We start from the raw sequence: 16,749 nt of genomic DNA on the forward strand, positions 1-16,749 counted from the left end.
TATCTCAATATCGAATTTCTCTACCTTATTTCCGTTCACAACTGTATAAATCTCAGCTGGTCCTTCTTCGACTTCATTTGATAAAGCAATTGGCATTGGTGTATCATTTACTCCATTGTCCACTTGCCGATTCAACCGTCCAAAAATACCGAATGGAGAATTACGGTTTATATTCCCGATTACTTCCCGATCAGCTGCAAAACGAGCCAGCTTTTCTCCAGGATTTCCATTGCTTCCTTTTTCTATCGAGGTAACGGTTGACTTAACAATTTGACCATCCTTCACTACAATTGGCTTTTTTGTATCCATATCAGAAATAACATGACCTAAAGCCCCATATTTTCTCGTCTGTGGATGGTAAAAGGTCATTGTACCTATACCCGCAGCTGAATCACGAATATATAACCCCAATTTAAATACTTTCTCATTCTTATCCTTTAAAGGAGATAATTGTTTGGTCAATTTTACATTATCCCGAAATATATCTACAATCAGCGGTTTATTATTCTTCTCAAATTCCTGAACGAAAGGAGCGACATCCTGCATTTTGGTAATTGGTTTCCCGTTTATAGCAGTAATAATATCTCCAACTTGCACTCCTGAAATCTCACCTGGCGAAAGGTTGCCTTTCTCGGTTGCTATTTGATGATGGCCTACCACAAGGACACCCAATGTATTCAATTTCACTCCAATGGATTGCCCTCCCGGAATTACCTTAAAATCCTTTAAAACCTCTATGTCAACCGTTTTAACAGGAATACCTGCAATATTAAAAACGACTTGGTTATACCCATTTTTAGAGCCCTTAATATTCAGAGCCTTGGAACGATTATCAATTAAAACTCCAGAGTTTGCAGAGACCACTTCTGCATTAAGGAACTGGCTTTTTTTAAATGATTTATTTTGTCCTTCAAATAAAGTAAGTTTGGTGGGAATTTCAAAATATTTTTGCATTGGGTGGCTAAAAATAACGGCTAACAGCGAAACAAGGAGAAATACACCGAAACATTTTCTTATTGATATCGATTTCATCCATTCACTCTCCTCGTTTCTATGGCTACCCTTATAATTTTGCCGAGAGGGATTGACTTTATAACAAAAGTACAAAATAAAAAGCTACCCATTATGGATAGGAATAACAATGGTAAAATATTTACATAAGATAATTTTAATGAGGAGACAATAGTATTGAAAAAAACTGAGGAGAACGCTCCTCAGTTTGTCTTTATATTGTATTTAATTTGATCAGCCTGATTCAGCATTTCTTTTACATGCTCTTCTGTTAAAGCTGTTAATTCTTTACCGGAAATCATTCGGCCAATCTCTATTACTCGTTCCTCTTTTTCAAGCGGTTTGACATTCGTTTTTGTACGGCCTTCTGTAATTTCCTTAGAGATAAATAAATGAATGTCTGCCATAGCTGCTACCTGCGGCAAGTGACTGATACATAATACCTGCGAGCCTTCCGACACACGGTATATCTTTTCGGCTATTGCCTGTGCAACCCGTCCGCTGACTCCTGTATCTACTTCGTCGAAGATAATCGATGTGATTCCCTGGTGTTGAGAGAAGATATTTTTGATAGCCAGCATAATACGTGAAAGTTCTCCACCGGAGGCCGTTTTGGATAGCGGCTTTACAGGCTCACCAGGGTTAGCAGAAATATAAAATTCCACCTGATCTATCCCGTTCTCACCAATAAGATTGGATTGATCTTGTCCAGAATGATGAAAATACACTTCAAATACGGCTTTATCCATGTACAGCTCTTTAAGTTCACGGTGGATTGCGTCCGTTAGAAGATGTGCATATTTTTGTCTCAGCTCTGACAGATTTGTGCCCTCTAGGATTACTTCTTTCTCTAAAGCTGATAGCTGGGTTTTTAATTTTTCAAGATGTGTTTCGCGATTCAATATCGTATCAATCTCTTCCTCAATGGTTGCAGCATACTCCAGAATTTCCTTGATCGTCTTACCATATTTCCGCTTCAAATGATTAATTTCATTAAGTCTTGCATCAATATCATGAAGTCTTTCAGGATCAAACTCCAATAAATCCAATTGGGAACGAATCGAGCTTGTTACATCCTCAAGAATATAAAACGCATTTTTCACTGATTCAGATAACTCTTTATATTGTTCATCAATGTGTTCAATTCCTTGTAGGTCTGTCATCGCATTACCGACCCAATCAAGTCCGCCATTCTCATTATTTAAGGACATATAGGAATTATGTAGACTTTGGTGAACCTTTTCAAAGTTACTCAGTTTATGCTTTTCCTCCATTAATTGCTCTTCTTCATCAATCTCCAATTCAGCCTTTTGGATCTCATCAAATTGAAATTGTATCAAATCAAGCCTGTGTGCCATTTTCTGCTCATTTTCACTTAATTTTTTCATTTGCTGACGGGTTTCATTATATTGCTTATAAAGCTTCCGATATTCAGTCAGAGATTGTTTAATATCCTGCTCGCCAAATTGATCCAATAAAGGGAGATGAAAATCGGGATCCATTAACTCCTGGTGTTCATGCTGTCCATGAATATCAATTAATTTTCTCCCTACCTCTCTTAAGGTTGAGATTGTAACCATCTTCCCATTGATTCGGCACACACTTTTCCCTGAGGTATACATATCTCTTCTGATAATAATTATATTGTCTTCAGATTCAATCCCAAATTCTTTTGCTTTCTCTATGGCTGGGTGTAATGAATCCGGCAACTGAAACAAACCTTCCAGTTCAGCTTTTTCTTCACCATGTCTTATGAATTCAGACGATCCTCGTCCACCGGCCAATAGCTGTACTGCATCAATGATTATAGATTTACCGGCACCTGTTTCACCAGTAAGTACAGTCAAACCTTTATCGAGGGAGAGCGTTTGTGATTCAATGATGGCGAAATTACGAATGGAGAGTTCCAATAACATCTTTCATCCCAACTTTCTTAAAGCATATCAAGAAAACGTTTTGATATGATTTCAGCATCTTTTTCATCTCTGCAAATAATTAAACATGTATCATCTCCGCAAATCGTTCCGAGAATCTCTTCCCAATCCAAATTGTCCATTAACACACCAATTGCCTGAGCATTACCTGGTAATGTTTTCATGACCAATAGATTGTTGGCTGAATCAATTCGCACGAACGCATCTACCAATGCCCGTTTAAGTTTTTGAAAAGGGTTAAAGCGCTGATCTGCTGGCAGGCTGTATTTATAGCGTCCATCCTGCATTGGTACTTTTGCCAGATGCAGTTCTTTAATGTCTCTTGATACAGTCGCTTGCGTAACATTTACCCCTTCCGCTCTTAAAATATCCACTAAATCATCTTGTGTTTCAATATTATTATTTGTAATGATTTCACGTATTTTTATATGTCTTTGACCTTTATTCATCTAGTTTGACACCTCTCAATATAATGCCTTCCATACCTAATGTTAGCGGATTTTGTCACAAAAGTACATGTATTTTATGTATTTTTATGCAAGGATTGCATAAAGAAATAACCCCCATGGCAAAGCCACCGGGGGATTAAACATTTCACTTATCTTCACCTTTATTCGTTTTTAACGCTTCGTGTGCCGCTTCAACTACCTGCTCAAGATTCACGACTACATCTTGTGTACAATCGGAACCTTCCCCTGGCCAGTATAAATGGAATAAAAATTCAATATTTCCATCCCCGCCTGTAATGGGGCTAAAAGTAGCTTCTTTTAGTATATAGCCTTCCTGGATAGCAAAGTCTCGAATTTGCTCCACAACTTGAAGATGTACTTTTTTATCACGAATAATTCCTTTTTTTCCAACCTGCTCACGACCAGCTTCAAATTGCGGTTTTACAAGACTTACAACATCGCTTCCAGGCACAAGAATTCGTTTTAAAGCCGGTAAGATAAGCTTTAACGATATAAAAGAAACATCAATTGTAGCAAATTCTGGCAGACCTTCAGTGAAATCCTCAGGTACTGAATGACGGAAGTTCGTTCTTTCCATTACGACTACCCGCGGATCCTGTCTCAGCTTCCAAGCCAGTTGGTTATAACCGACATCAACAGCATATGATTTTTTTGCACCGTTCTGCAGGGCACAGTCTGTGAACCCTCCCGTCGATGACCCAATATCAATCATTAACTTATCCTTAACGGAAATAGTAAATGTCTCCATAGCCTTTTCCAGCTTGTAGCCGCCTCTTGATACATAAGGCATTACTTGCCCTTTTATGGATAGCGGCGCATCGGTAGCTATTTTTTCACCAGCCTTGTCCATTCGCAGGTCGTTTGAATAAACAATACCAGCCATTACTGCCCTTTTTGCCTTTTCTCTTGTTTCCGCTAATCCACGTTCAACCAATAATACATCTACACGTTCTTTTTTCATATTTAATACGCCTTTTTCGTCACTTTATAGGTCATCTTAGATAATTTTTCTACCACTTGTTCAGTCGTTAGGTTAATATCATGAAGCAATTTACCGACGCTGCCATGTTCTACAAATTCATCCGGTATTCCAATTCTTTCGATATAAGCTTTATGGAATCCATTTTCCTCTGCAAATTCAAGTACTGCACTTCCGAAACCACCCTGAAGAACAGCTTCTTCTATTGTTAGGATTGGCAAATTGGCAGACATTAATTCAGCAAGCATTTCATGATCCAATGGTTTTATAAAACGAGCGTTTACTACCTTCACATGAATATTATCCTTCTGAAGTCTATCAGCTGCTTCCATCGCCATTGGAATGGTTGTGCCGAATGTTAATATGACAGCATCATTTCCTTCACGCAGGACCTCCCAAGTACCAATCGGGATTGTTTTTAGCTCTTCATCCATCGGAACACCCAAACCATTTCCTCTTGGGAATCGCATGGCAATCGGACCATCATTATATTGAATAGCCGTATTCACCATATGCTGTCCCTCATTTTCATCTTTGGGCATCATAATAACCATATTAGGCATAGGGCGCAGGAAGGAAATATCAAATACACCCTGATGGGTTTCTCCATCTGCTCCAACAAGTCCTGCTCGATCAATCCCAATGAAGACATTTAATTTTTGTCGGCATATATCATGAAGAACCTGGTCATAAGCACGTTGCAAGAATGTAGAATAAATCGCTAGGAATGGCTTCATTCCCTGCGTGGCAAGTCCTGCAGCAACAGTAGTCGCATGCTGTTCCGCGATTCCGACATCAAACATTCGATCAGGGAATTCAGAAGCAAATCCGAGCAGCTTCGAACCTACCGGCATTGCCGGAGTAATCGCTACAATCCGCTCGTCTTCTCTCGCCAATCTTCTGACAGTCTCGCTGACTAGTGCACTCCATGCCGGAGGTGCATTCAATTCCTTGATTATATCGCCTGTCTCGATTTTATATGGCCCCGTACCATGCCACGTACCAATTGCATCTGTTTCCGCAGGTTTATAACCTTTTCCTTTTTTCGTAATCACATGCAAAAGAACAGGACCTTTTGTTTTTTTAGCATATTTAAGGTTTTCAGACAAATCTTCAAAGTCGTGTCCATCAACCGGACCTAAATAAGTAAAGCCCAGTTCCTCAAAAAACATTCCGGAAACAACCAGATACTTCAAACTGTCTTTTATACGTTCAGCTGTATTAGCAAGCTTGCCACCCACAGCCGGTATTTTTTTAAGCAGTTGTTCCAGCTCATCTTTAACATAGTTATATTTGCCTCCTGTCCGCATTCTTCCGAGAATAGAATGCAGGGCACCTACGTTTGGAGCAATGGACATCTCGTTATCATTTAAGATAACAATCATATCTTTTTTTTCATGTCCTATATGGTTTAATGCTTCAAGGGCCATACCACCTGTTAAAGCACCATCACCAATAATAGGAATGATAAAGCTTTTTTCTTTTTTCAAGTCACGAGCAATCGCCATACCCATTGCAGCTGACAAAGAAGTTGAGCTATGACCTGTCTCCCAAACATCATGCTCACTTTCATTCATCTTTGGAAATCCACACAGCCCTTTGTATTGACGGAGAGTTTCAAACTGACATGCCCGCCCTGTCAATATTTTATGAACATAAGACTGATGGCCGACATCCCACAAAAATTTATCCTTTGGGCTATTAAACTCCTTATGTAAGGCGAGCGTTAACTCTACTACACCCAAGTTTGGTCCAATATGCCCGCCGGTAACAGATAGTTGTTTAATTAAAAAATCCCTAATATCCTGTGCCAAAGACTCCAATTCCGCATTGGACATCTTTTTAAGAAAAGATGGGTCTTTTATGGATAGCATATCCATCAGGATCACTCACTTTCATTTCTTTTTCTTTTGAGTCTCTTTCCCTTATTTTCCTTTATAATAACAATTTGGAAATGTTCTTCGAGAATGTACAATACTTTGCCCACTGCAAATATAATATCCTTTGAATATCGAATAGCAAGGGTTTTGCCCATTGCTTTACCGCCCACTGTCAATGCTGCGATTAAACTCGTTAAAATAATCGAACCAACACTTTCAGCTACTGACGCTTCATTCCAGTCAAAGCTGATTGATAATTGCACAATCACAATTGCAGTTGCTGTTCCACTAACAATACCCGAAATATCCCCGATTACATCATTGCAGAAGCTTGCAAACCTATCGGCATTTCGAACGATCCGAATAGAATGCTTCGCTCCGTGTACCCGATTGGAGGCCATTGCATGAAAAGGAATTTCATCAGCAGCAGTAGCTGCAATACCAATCATATCAAAGAAGATACCAATAAGTACAATGCTAAGAACAATCGCCAAACCACTTATCCAACCAACGCCATTTAAAGCTACGGTAGATACGACTGTAAATATAGCTGCAAGAAGAAACGTAATAACGGTAATCGTAACTGTCCATCTGGCTGATTCTTTCAATATTTTTTTCATAATATATATACTCTAACCATCCTATATGCAAAATAAAGCCTGCTATCAGCAAGCTTTTAAAGTAATTTTTATAGGAGAGTGGTCATATAGGAAGTTAATTTTACGGCTTAGGTCCAGTAGGATTTCCCAGTCAGTTACCGAATGTCGCCATATCGGCGGTTCCCCTTTAAATCTGACTCAACTGCGTTTCCGTCAATTGGACTGGATTGCCACTTAGTCCGTACCTTAATCCTTCATATATGTCATTGAACAGTCTAGGAGATTTCCCCGACAGCCCTTAACCAATTCTTTAGCCTCTTTTGCAAAGCCGATTTCATGCGATGGCAGTAGATATATCAATGGCCAACTGATGTATATACGCTCCTTTCGCAATCCCCTCAAACTTCACTCAAGGCAGGCTACGCTGCACACAGTTTCCTGTTTATGCAGGTTTTCCAATATTCCAATTTATTTTCAAATCAGAATAAAGCCTCCGCGAAACCAGGGTCAACGCCCACATGCCATTGTGGATCGCCCTAATTCCTTACTTCCTGAATCGACCCAAAGCTGGGCGCCCCGAGCCAATCCAAGAACCATCATCGATGTGCCCTTTAGTGAATTTTTAGGCTCACTCTCCAGAACGGTAGACCGACTAGAATACTGCACCACTCTTAGATACCAAAAAGTATAGCATACATCATAATTCTAGGTAAGTGGATTTGGATGGAAAACCTTCCAAATCAATGGTCACGGTTTGCTACCAATTCAACAAACTTCAGTAATAAGGTCTCATTAAAATCAATTTCGGAAAGTAATATTCTTGCTGAATGAATATGCTGATCCAGCATTATTTTAGCTTTATCCATTGTTAAAAGGGATGGATATGTACTTTTATGATTAGTAACATCGCTTCCTACAGGTTTACCTATTACACTTTCGGAACCCTCAACATCAAGAATATCATCGCGGATTTGGAAAGCAAGGCCAAGATGGCGGGAAAACTCCCTTAGCTTCTCCTTCTGTTCCAAGCTTGCTCCCGCAAGTATGGCTCCGGCCATAATGCTGTACCCAAGTAGTTTACCAGTCTTATTTTCATGGATATACTCAAGACCCTGTAAATCAACACCATTTTCCTCTGCTTCTATATCGGCCACTTGACCCCCAACCATGCCCTCAGCTCCGGCGGCTCTCGCCAATTCAAGAACTAATTCAAGTTTGACTGACGGGTTTATTTCATATTTAGACTGATTAGCAACGACTTCAAATGCTAATGTAAGGAGTGCATCGCCCGCCAGGACTGCCATTCCCTCTCCAAATACCTTATGGTTCGTTGGCTTGCCTCTTCTTAGGTCATCATTATCCATACACGGGAGATCGTCGTGAATCAATGAATACGTATGTATCATTTCAATAGCACATGCTGTATCAAGGCCAATCTCTCCCTCTTTGCCAAAGGCATGTAAAACAGCCAGCACTAATAAAGGCCTTAGTCTTTTTCCGCCGGCTTCCAAAGAATAACCCATTGCCTTTTGGAGAGTTGACGGGGTATTTAAATTAGAGACGATTTCTTCCATCCTTGACTCAATTTGATGTTTATTACTATTTAAGAAGGAAGCAAACTCTTCCATGTTACTCCTCCTCATCAATGGAAAATGGCTTAAACGCATCTTCTTTCATAATTAACGTTAATTGCTCTTCAGCTGTTTTAAGCTTATCATGACACCATTTGGATAACTCCATTCCTTCTTTGTAAAGATTAATCGACTCTTCCAATGGTACTTCTCCATCCTCGAGTCGCGCCACGATTCCTTCAAGCTTAGACATTGCCTCTTCAAATGTGATAGCAACCTCTTCCTTTTTACTCATATCAATCACTCTCCCTAATATCATTAACCGTACAGTCGATTTCACCGTCTTGTACAACAACTGTTATTTGATCGCCTATTTTTACAGACTCAGTTGATTTTATCAAGTTATCTTCATCTTTATAAACCAGTCCAAACCCCTTTTCCATAATCTTAAGAGGGCTGACTGCCTCAAGAAGCGTTACCGTATTCAAATAATCCCGCTGTTTACTTTTAACTGTATGGACAGCCGCACGGGTCATGCGAGACTCTATTTGTTCAATTTCACGTATTTTTCTCGATATCGAATTCAATGGAATATTACGCTCCACCGCTTTCGTGAGTGCCAACAATTGGTCTTGTTTACGTTCGAAATAAAGCTTGCTGTTCCGTGAAATACGCTCCGCCACTCTATCCAGCTGCTCTAATTTTTGTTGATATAACAGGTGGGGATATTTGAAAGCATATGATTTATGAATAGCAGACAAGCGATTTTTCTCTGTTTCAATCCGCTGATTAGAGTAACGAATCAGCTTCGTTTCCATTATAGTAATCCGTTCTGCAATATCACTTACCCTTGGCGCTGCCATTTCTGCTGCCCCAGTAGGAGTAGGAGCTCTTAAATCAGCTACAAAATCACTGATCGTTGTATCTGTTTCATGGCCAACAGCTGAAATAATCGGTATTTTAGAAGCATAGATAGCTCTTGCGACTATTTCTTCATTAAATGCCCATAATTCTTCAATAGATCCACCGCCCCGACCGACAATTAAGACATCAATCGGATACTCATTTGCTTGTTCAATCGCTTTTACGATAGAGGGTGCTGCCTGTTTCCCTTGAACTAAAGCCGGAAAGATCAAAATTTCCCCAATTGGATAACGCCTTTTTAAGGTCGTAATAATATCGCGAATCGCAGCTCCAGTTGGAGACGTAATCACTCCAATTTTAGCCGGAAACAGGGGGATTGGCTTTTTATACATCCTTTGAAAGAGTCCTTCTTGCTCGAGCTTTTTCTTCAACTGCTCAAATGCAATAAAGAGCTCTCCAATCCCATCAGGCATCATTTCTTTTATGTACATTTGATATCCGCCGGTAGGTTCATAAACACGTATTTCTCCTCGCAACAGAACCTTCATCCCGTTTTCAGGAGTAAACGCGAGCGATTGTGCAGATTTAGCAAACATCACCGCATTAATTCTTGATTTATCATCCTTTAATGTCAAGTACATATGACCGCTGGAATGCTTTTTGAAATTTGATATTTCTCCCTTTACATAAATATCCGCAAGATGAGGATCTGCATCAAATTTTCGTTTAATATACTTGGTTAAGGCGGCCACAGTTAAATATTGATTTTTCTCCATTTTATATATGGCCTCCTTCTTCGAATTATTATTTTACACATAAAAAAGCTGCCGTAAATGTTATTATAGCAATTTTCGGCAGCTTTTTATAATCATACTCTTTATTATTTTACAAAGATTTTTTAGCAACTTGAACCGTATTATACATGAGCATCGTAATTGTCATCGGACCAACACCACCGGGAACAGGCGTGATATAAGATGCTTTGTGTATGACATCATCAAAATCGACATCACCGCATAATTTATTCGATTCATCCCTGTTCATACCAACATCAATTACTATAGCGCCTTCTTTTATATCATCCGCTTTAATCATTTTAGCAATTCCCACCGCTGCAATCAGGATATCGGCCTGCTTAGTGAAGTGTCTCAGATCGACTGTTTTTGAATGACAATAGGTTACGGTCGCATTCTCATTTAAAAATAGCTGTCCGACAGGTTTGCCGACAATATTACTTCGACCCACAACCACAACATGTTTACCGGCAATCTCAATTCCTGTTTTTTGTACCATTTTTAATATCCCAAATGGTGTACAAGGCAACAATGCCTCCTGCTTGGTCATCATTCGGCCAATATTAATTGGGTGAAAACCATCTACATCCTTAGCAGGATCAATCGTTTCAATTACCCGTTTTTCATCAATATGCCCCGGTAAAGGTAACTGAACTAAAATCCCATGGATATCCGGACGATGATTCAGCTCTACAAGCTTATCAAGAAGCCTGTCTTCGGAAATAGATGCAGGGTAGGTGATCAACTCGGATTTCATCGCCAATTGTTCACATGCTTTTTCTTTATTTCGCACATATGTTTGCGATGCCTGATCGTCACCGACCAGGATAACCGCAAGACCTGGTATAATGCCGTTTTCTTTTAATAATTCAACTTCACTTGCAATCTCTTCGCGGATTGTTGCTGATATCGATTTCCCGTTAAGTATCTGTGCCGGCATGACAGCAGCTCCCCCTTAAAATCTTATCATCTTTTCTATTTATAAAGATTCTTTTATCTTGGATAATACTGCATTAATAAACTTCGGAGACTGATCATCCCCAAATAGTTTAGCTAATTCGATTGCTTCGTTAATGGCAGCGTTCTGCGGAACTTCTTCGTTGAATAACAGTTCGTATGTAGTTATTCTTAAAATATTACGATCTATATTAGAAAGACGGTCCAATTTCCAATTCTCTAAATTGGATATAATAAGACTATCTATCTTTTCCAACTGATCTGTCGTTCCATTTACCAATTGAACCAAATAGGGATCTGCCTCTGATTCTTCCACCACATGTTCTATAGCTAGTTCTCTTTCTACTTTCCCAACGTCTATTTGAAAAAGAGCTTGAAGAGCTTTTTCTCTTGCCTCTCTGCGTTTCATGAATAATTCTTACTCCTTTACTTTCGAAAAGTACACTAAACTTTGTGCACCTCGTATCATATATGAAATCATACCACATCATGACAAGTAAAGGTAGTATAGTAACATCATTTAAAGATTGTCATTAAGTGATTTACTATTAACTTACCTGCAGATGCGAACGACATCTTAGACCTCCCATTATTTCCCTTATAGTGAACTATATACAAAATTTGTTTCCAAAAAATAAAAGCACTCAGTATGGCTGATCTACCCCAAGAAAGTTAGATGAATACCTAACTTAATATAGGGAAGTTCAGTTCTGAGTGCTTTTTAGTCGGTGCGTCAGTGCCACAATGAGGGCAGCCTATACACCATTAGTTATACAATTATTTAGATTGTATCCTGGTAATCTGATTCAGCTTTAGCTGTTTCAAATTGAATGCCAACAATATGAATATTCACTTCAGTTGCTTCAAGAGCAGTCATATTTAATAATGTTTGGCGGATATTCTCCTGTGCTTCCTGAGCTACTTTCGGGATAGATACACCGAATTTCACAAGGCAATAAACATCAATTTTAATGCTGTCCTCATTAAGTTCAACTTTTACACCTTTGCCATGATTCTTTTTACCAAGCTTTTCTACAACACCTGAAGCAAAATTACCTCGCATTTGGGCAATTCCTTCTACTTCACTTGCTGCTATACCAGTGATCACCTCAATAACTTCAGGGGCAATTTCAACCTTGCCCAATCCATCATCATAGCTCTCTAAATCTACTGTTTGATTTTGTTCCATGTCATACACCTCCAAATCTTCTACCTCTATTATGGATTCATAACGTCATAAGTTTCAAGAAATTTTGTGTTAAAATCTCCAGAAACAAAAACATCATGGTTCATTAACCTTAAATGAAAGGGTATGGTTGTTTCAATACCTTCGACTACAAATTCTGATAATGCACGTTTCATTTTTTGAACAGCTTCGTCTCTCGTTGGAGCATGGACTATCAATTTTGCTACCATAGAATCGTAATATGGAGGAATAAAATAGCCTGTATATGCTGCCGAATCAACCCTTACGCCAAATCCACCTGGGGGTAAATACATTTCCACTTGACCCGCTGACGGCATAAAATTTTTATTCGGATTTTCCGCATTGATTCTGCATTCAATTGCCCAACCGTTAAATTGAACATCATTTTGCTCAACCGATAATTTTTCACCGGAGGCTACTCTGATTTGCTCCTTAATTAAATCAATTCCAGTCACCATCTCTGTAACAGGATGTTCAACTTGAATCCTTGTATTCATTTCCATGAAATAAAATTTTCGCTTGTGATGATCGAAAATAAACTCAACTGTTCCCGCTCCGGTATAATCGACAGCTTTTGCTGCAGTCACTGCCGCTTCGCCCATTTCGGCTCTCATTTCACTATCAATTGCAGGCGAAGGTGTTTCTTCTACGAGCTTTTGCATTCTTCTTTGAATTGAACAATCTCTTTCACCCAGATGGATGACATTCCCAAACGTGTCCCCTAAAACCTGAATTTCAACATGGCGGAAATCTTCAATAAATTTTTCAATATAAACACCGGGATTGCCAAAAGCAGTTAATGCCTCTTGGCGGGTAATGCGAAAACCTTTTAGCAGATCGGCTTCATCTCTTGCTATTCGAATCCCTTTACCGCCGCCCCCGGCAGTCGCTTTAATAATGACCGGATATCCGATGTCAGAAGCAACCTGAATGGCAGCATCTTCATCATCCACAATTCCTCTCGAACCTGGCACTACCGGTACACCGGCCGCGCGCATGGTCTCTCTAGCTACATCCTTTGTACCCATTTTTGAAATGGCATCCGCTGACGGGCCAATAAAAATCAGATGACATTCTTTACACATTTCGGCGAAATCAGCATTTTCGGCTAAAAAGCCGTAGCCTGGATGAATAGCATCACATCCTGTTAATTTTGCCAGACTGATTATATTTACCTTATTTAAATAACTGTCCTTAGAGGCAGTGGGCCCAATACAGTAGGCTTCATCCGCAATTTGTACATGCAGGGCAGTTTTATCAGCTTCAGAATAAACAGCTACCGTTTCAATATCTAATTCCTTGCAGGCGCGGATAATTCGAACGGCAATTTCACCACGGTTTGCAATTAGTACTTTCTTTATCATGAGTCGGTTCCTCCTATTCGGCTTTTACTAAAAACAGAGGTTGACCGTATTCAATCAATTGGCCATCTTCCACCAATACTTCCACAATCTCACCGGAAACTTCAGCCTCAATTTCATTAAACAATTTCATCGCTTCCACAATGCAAACAATTGTATCCTTCTTAACTTTTTCACCAATTTTTATGTATGGGTCTTCATCAGGCGATGATGCTCCATAAAATGTGCCAACCATTGGCGAAGTAATCTTGTGAAGGTTGGATGGTTGTTCTGTTTTTTCTCCCACAACAGGCGGTTTCTCTTCTATACTCTCAGATTGAACCTCTTGTTTAGATACAGATTGTACTGCCGGTGCAGGCACTGGTGCATCTGTTGGTTGTATACTGTTTTCTAATCCAGTACTTTTAATAATTTTTATTTTTGTACCCTCTTGTTCAAACTCAAACTCATTAATAGTTGTTTGGTTAATTAATTTTATAATTTCTCTTATTTCCTGTACTTTCATCAGGAACCACCCCTCCTATTTATGACCAGATACTAATATAATACTATAATAGCTGGTAGAAATTCAATTTTGATAAATAGATACCCCTTTTGCAAGTTTCTAATTTTTGTTAAAAAGATTATTAAAAAAATCCAGTTATTCAGTCTGTATGCGCATACAAAACTTACTCTAGCTGCTTGATTCGGCAATGAAGTGAGTAGTTTATTTCCTCAAAAAAAGCATTTAGATTTCACTAGTAAAATCTCTATAGATCAATTTAGAAGCTTTCCTAATTTAACTCCCTCCTCTGCTTTCTCTTATGGCAGGTTATTTACAAGTTCGATAAAAACACCTCACAATCCTTTTTATTTACATATAAAATTATTGGATTGTTTACTAAAACTAATAATCCCACCCTGAGATGAGCTACGTTAAATATCTGTAAAACTATATAAACAGAATTTTGCCGGCCTGCTTTTAAAGAGTTTCCTAATCTCTCTGGACATTCCAGATAATTACAGATTACCTAAAATCCTTTTTCAGATACGCCAACTTGTCCGATTCCATTTTTATTTACTGATGGCTACACAGAGTATAGCTTCCTGCCAATACTAACATTTTGAGAACACTGTTCACCTGATTACGCTCCATCATTTGCTGGTAGTTGTGATTTGAATTATATAAACTAGCAATTATGGAGGGGAATTGGCTTTTAACTCTTTCCTTACACCAAAAACGATATCGGCAGCTCACCGATATCGTTTCATAGATTGGTATTATTTTTCCGGTTGAAATTCAACAGCAACTGCATTTGTTTTGCCAATTTCTTTTGTGACCATTTGGATAATTTCATTTGCAGCCCCTGCATCCTGTTTATCAGCTTTTACAGTAATTTGAATTTGATCACCATCAGCCCTTACCAATGCGTCTTTATAACCAAGCGCAATAATCATCGTCTCTAGCATATCCTCTTTTGTGGACATTTCGGCCAATGCCTCAATCTGTGCGTGTGCTTCCACTCTCTCTTCTTCCGATAAATCGCTTGAAGCAACTTTATTTGTCAGTTCCTCTTTCTGCCTGCTTCTTTCATCATTCAGATCAATACGCATCGCTTCAAAAATAGAATCACTTGATTCATTTGTTATAACTGTGGAAGACTCTTCATTTTCAGTTGAATCTTTAGACGAATTTGTATTTGTTTTTTCTTTCGTAGTCTGAGTATCCTGTTCCTGATTTACCGCTGTATCCTGTGGTGTTGTTATATAATATACACTTAGCACCGCCACCAAACTTAACATCGTCAATAACCAAACTGTTTGCTTTCTTAACAACATATTTTTCCTCCTTAAAATCCTTATTTTTTAGCTGATACGGCTACACGGTGACTTGGTACATCCAGCACCCTGGTTACCGCATCAATGATTTCCTTTTTTACACGAACATCATCTGCTCCCTTTGCCACAATTAATACTCCACGAATAGCCGGTTTCTTCGTTTCTCTAACCAGAGGAACCTCTTTATCCCCTTCGCGTATAATCACAATCTTTTCATCTGTTGAAAAATCCTCAACCTTTCTCTGCCCGCCATCACGGTCTGTTTCTTCTGTTGTTTGGCGCTGCGCGACTGAATTCTTTTCGTAAACCTTTGTTTCTGTTGCGTCAATATTGACGATAACGGATACATTTGATACCCCTTGCATCGTTTCCAATGTACCCTTCAATTCACTTTCATACATTTTTTCAATATCTCCGATTGATCCAGACTTTTTTGATGAAGTTGATTTCCAGGTCGTGACCGCTTCCTCTTCTTTCTGATTTTGCGTAGAACTCGCTTGAAAAACTTTATTTGTTTGTCCATTTTCAGAGGTGGGTTTATTCGTAAACATGCTTGCCACCATCAGTAATATACCGGCAATTAAAATAATGGCAAGATACCGATATGTTTTCTTTTGTTTGCCTCCCTCATCTCCTTTGGACAATAAGTCCTTAATCTTTTGAATCCAATCATTCTTCAAAGCCCATCACCCCCTTCATTTAATCCGATTACAATTTTATTTGAATCGATCCCCCATATATTAGATAGTATTGTGGATAGTTCGGATGACGGTATATCATTCATATTGGTTTGTTTCTGATCAATGTTAATATCAATTTTTTCTACGGGCTGCACAACCTCTGAGCTGGACTCTTGGCTTTCTGCCACAAATACGTGTATGGTTTCAATATTTTCTACATTCATTTCTCCATTCTTATCCAAAAGTGTAATTGTAATATCTTGAATGGCATAATTACTTTGGTCCATCAGCTCCTTTTCTGCTTCATTCTTTAATTGGACAGCCATATGTTCCAATATATATGCCTGCTGTGTCTCTTCTATTTCTCTTTTCTTACTTTCCATTGAATTTTCTAATTTTGGATTTTTCCATGTACTGCTCTGCATGATTTTTTCCTGAATGTTACTTGTAAAATTTTTATTAAAAATAGATAGAATGGGAGCGATGAAAACAGCGATCAAAAGTAACCCGATAACTAGCTTTGTATATTTCTGCATGGTTGAGTTTGGGAGGAGCATGTCCAAAATGATCGCAAATAAGATAAAAACGATTATATTAGTTACCCAGTCAGTTAAAATACTCATT

The 16,749-nt window shown here is 38.8% G+C and carries 18 protein-coding genes; all 18 read right to left on the reverse strand.

What is annotated here, in order from left to right; all coding sequences use genetic code 11:
• Positions 1-1,032 (reverse strand): SpoIVB peptidase (spoIVB, locus tag AC4BHA_RS18755; RefSeq protein WP_490559048.1); only part of this gene is annotated, 1,032 nt, incomplete at its 3' end.
• 182 nt (positions 1,033-1,214) lie between these two features.
• Complete coding sequence (recN, locus tag AC4BHA_RS18760; RefSeq protein ID WP_066104921.1) at positions 1,215-2,927, reverse strand: DNA repair protein RecN; 1,713 nt, start codon at positions 2,925-2,927, stop codon at positions 1,215-1,217.
• Between the two features lie 17 nt (positions 2,928-2,944).
• The gene (gene ahrC / locus AC4BHA_RS18765) at positions 2,945-3,394 is read right to left on the reverse strand and encodes a transcriptional regulator AhrC/ArgR (protein ID WP_066104923.1); all 450 of its coding nucleotides are present in this window, start codon (positions 3,392-3,394) and stop codon (positions 2,945-2,947) included.
• Between the two features lie 145 nt (positions 3,395-3,539).
• Positions 3,540-4,376 (reverse strand): TlyA family RNA methyltransferase, encoded by an 837-nt coding sequence (locus AC4BHA_RS18770; RefSeq protein WP_066104926.1) that lies wholly within the window; start codon positions 4,374-4,376, stop codon positions 3,540-3,542.
• Positions 4,377-4,378: 2 nt separating this feature from the next.
• A complete protein-coding gene (gene dxs / locus AC4BHA_RS18775; RefSeq protein ID WP_490559049.1) occupies positions 4,379-6,274 on the reverse strand; it encodes a 1-deoxy-D-xylulose-5-phosphate synthase in 1,896 nt (631 codons plus the stop codon).
• Positions 6,275-6,279: 5 nt separating this feature from the next.
• Positions 6,280-6,894 (reverse strand): CNNM metal transporter family protein, encoded by a 615-nt coding sequence (locus AC4BHA_RS18780; RefSeq protein WP_066104932.1) that lies wholly within the window; start codon positions 6,892-6,894, stop codon positions 6,280-6,282.
• A 486-nt stretch (positions 6,895-7,380) separates the two neighbouring features.
• Positions 7,381-7,539 carry a hypothetical protein gene (locus tag AC4BHA_RS18785; protein ID WP_180350000.1) on the reverse strand — a complete coding sequence of 53 codons (159 nt, stop codon included), beginning with the start codon at positions 7,537-7,539 and terminating at the stop codon, positions 7,381-7,383.
• Positions 7,540-7,613: 74 nt separating this feature from the next.
• Positions 7,614-8,501 carry a polyprenyl synthetase family protein gene (locus tag AC4BHA_RS18790; RefSeq protein WP_066104933.1) on the reverse strand — a complete coding sequence of 296 codons (888 nt, stop codon included), beginning with the start codon at positions 8,499-8,501 and terminating at the stop codon, positions 7,614-7,616.
• 1 nt (position 8,502) lies between these two features.
• The gene (gene xseB / locus AC4BHA_RS18795) at positions 8,503-8,739 is read right to left on the reverse strand and encodes an exodeoxyribonuclease VII small subunit (RefSeq protein ID WP_066104937.1); all 237 of its coding nucleotides are present in this window, start codon (positions 8,737-8,739) and stop codon (positions 8,503-8,505) included.
• A gap of 1 nt (position 8,740) precedes the next feature.
• Positions 8,741-10,084 (reverse strand): exodeoxyribonuclease VII large subunit, encoded by a 1,344-nt coding sequence (gene xseA / locus AC4BHA_RS18800; RefSeq protein ID WP_066104940.1) that lies wholly within the window; start codon positions 10,082-10,084, stop codon positions 8,741-8,743.
• 109 nt (positions 10,085-10,193) lie between these two features.
• Positions 10,194-11,042 (reverse strand): bifunctional methylenetetrahydrofolate dehydrogenase/methenyltetrahydrofolate cyclohydrolase FolD, encoded by an 849-nt coding sequence (gene folD, locus AC4BHA_RS18805; RefSeq protein ID WP_066104942.1) that lies wholly within the window; start codon positions 11,040-11,042, stop codon positions 10,194-10,196.
• Positions 11,043-11,081: 39 nt separating this feature from the next.
• Positions 11,082-11,468, reverse strand: coding sequence for a transcription antitermination factor NusB (gene nusB, locus AC4BHA_RS18810; RefSeq protein WP_066104944.1), 387 nt, complete (start codon positions 11,466-11,468; stop codon positions 11,082-11,084).
• Between the two features lie 372 nt (positions 11,469-11,840).
• Positions 11,841-12,248: an Asp23/Gls24 family envelope stress response protein gene (locus tag AC4BHA_RS18815; RefSeq protein ID WP_066104947.1), complete on the reverse strand. Its 408-nt coding sequence runs from the start codon at positions 12,246-12,248 to the stop codon at positions 11,841-11,843.
• A 29-nt stretch (positions 12,249-12,277) separates the two neighbouring features.
• Positions 12,278-13,630: an acetyl-CoA carboxylase biotin carboxylase subunit gene (gene accC / locus AC4BHA_RS18820; protein ID WP_066104950.1), complete on the reverse strand. Its 1,353-nt coding sequence runs from the start codon at positions 13,628-13,630 to the stop codon at positions 12,278-12,280.
• A 13-nt stretch (positions 13,631-13,643) separates the two neighbouring features.
• The gene (accB, locus tag AC4BHA_RS18825) at positions 13,644-14,135 is read right to left on the reverse strand and encodes an acetyl-CoA carboxylase biotin carboxyl carrier protein (RefSeq protein WP_066104953.1); all 492 of its coding nucleotides are present in this window, start codon (positions 14,133-14,135) and stop codon (positions 13,644-13,646) included.
• 752 nt (positions 14,136-14,887) lie between these two features.
• Complete coding sequence (locus AC4BHA_RS18830; RefSeq protein ID WP_066104956.1) at positions 14,888-15,445, reverse strand: SpoIIIAH-like family protein; 558 nt, start codon at positions 15,443-15,445, stop codon at positions 14,888-14,890.
• A gap of 20 nt (positions 15,446-15,465) precedes the next feature.
• Positions 15,466-16,125, reverse strand: a complete 660-nt coding sequence (gene spoIIIAG, locus AC4BHA_RS18835; RefSeq protein WP_066104959.1) for a stage III sporulation protein AG — start codon at positions 16,123-16,125, stop codon at positions 15,466-15,468.
• Positions 16,122-16,748 (reverse strand): stage III sporulation protein AF, encoded by a 627-nt coding sequence (gene spoIIIAF / locus AC4BHA_RS18840; RefSeq protein WP_066104961.1) that lies wholly within the window; start codon positions 16,746-16,748, stop codon positions 16,122-16,124. Before spoIIIAF ends, spoIIIAG begins: the two co-directional genes overlap by 4 nt.
• Position 16,749 lies beyond the last annotated feature (1 nt).

It is taken from the genome of Pradoshia sp. Z3_51, assembly GCF_058215915.1.

Bases quoted from the DNA above. Each gene is read 5' to 3' on its own strand.
- AC4BHA_RS18780 (WP_066104932.1), bottom strand. From the start codon at position 6,894: ATGAAAAAAATATTGAAAGAATCAGCCAGATGGACAGTTACGATTACC.
- xseB (WP_066104937.1), bottom strand. From the start codon at position 8,739: ATGAGTAAAAAGGAAGAGGTTGCTATCACATTTGAAGAGGCAATGTCT.
- AC4BHA_RS18830 (WP_066104956.1), bottom strand. From the start codon at position 15,445: ATGTTGTTAAGAAAGCAAACAGTTTGGTTATTGACGATGTTAAGTTTG.
- AC4BHA_RS18770 (WP_066104926.1), bottom strand. From the start codon at position 4,376: ATGAAAAAAGAACGTGTAGATGTATTATTGGTTGAACGTGGATTAGCG.
- AC4BHA_RS18815 (WP_066104947.1), bottom strand. From the start codon at position 12,248: ATGGAACAAAATCAAACAGTAGATTTAGAGAGCTATGATGATGGATTG.
- nusB (WP_066104944.1), bottom strand. From the start codon at position 11,468: ATGAAACGCAGAGAGGCAAGAGAAAAAGCTCTTCAAGCTCTTTTTCAA.
- AC4BHA_RS18790 (WP_066104933.1), bottom strand. From the start codon at position 8,501: ATGGAAGAGTTTGCTTCCTTCTTAAATAGTAATAAACATCAAATTGAG.
- dxs (WP_490559049.1), bottom strand. From the start codon at position 6,274: ATGGATATGCTATCCATAAAAGACCCATCTTTTCTTAAAAAGATGTCC.
- xseA (WP_066104940.1), bottom strand. From the start codon at position 10,084: ATGGAGAAAAATCAATATTTAACTGTGGCCGCCTTAACCAAGTATATT.
- accC (WP_066104950.1), bottom strand. From the start codon at position 13,630: ATGATAAAGAAAGTACTAATTGCAAACCGTGGTGAAATTGCCGTTCGA.
- ahrC (WP_066104923.1), bottom strand. From the start codon at position 3,394: ATGAATAAAGGTCAAAGACATATAAAAATACGTGAAATCATTACAAAT.
- recN (WP_066104921.1), bottom strand. From the start codon at position 2,927: ATGTTATTGGAACTCTCCATTCGTAATTTCGCCATCATTGAATCACAA.
- spoIIIAF (WP_066104961.1), bottom strand. From the start codon at position 16,748: ATGAGTATTTTAACTGACTGGGTAACTAATATAATCGTTTTTATCTTA.
- folD (WP_066104942.1), bottom strand. From the start codon at position 11,042: ATGCCGGCACAGATACTTAACGGGAAATCGATATCAGCAACAATCCGC.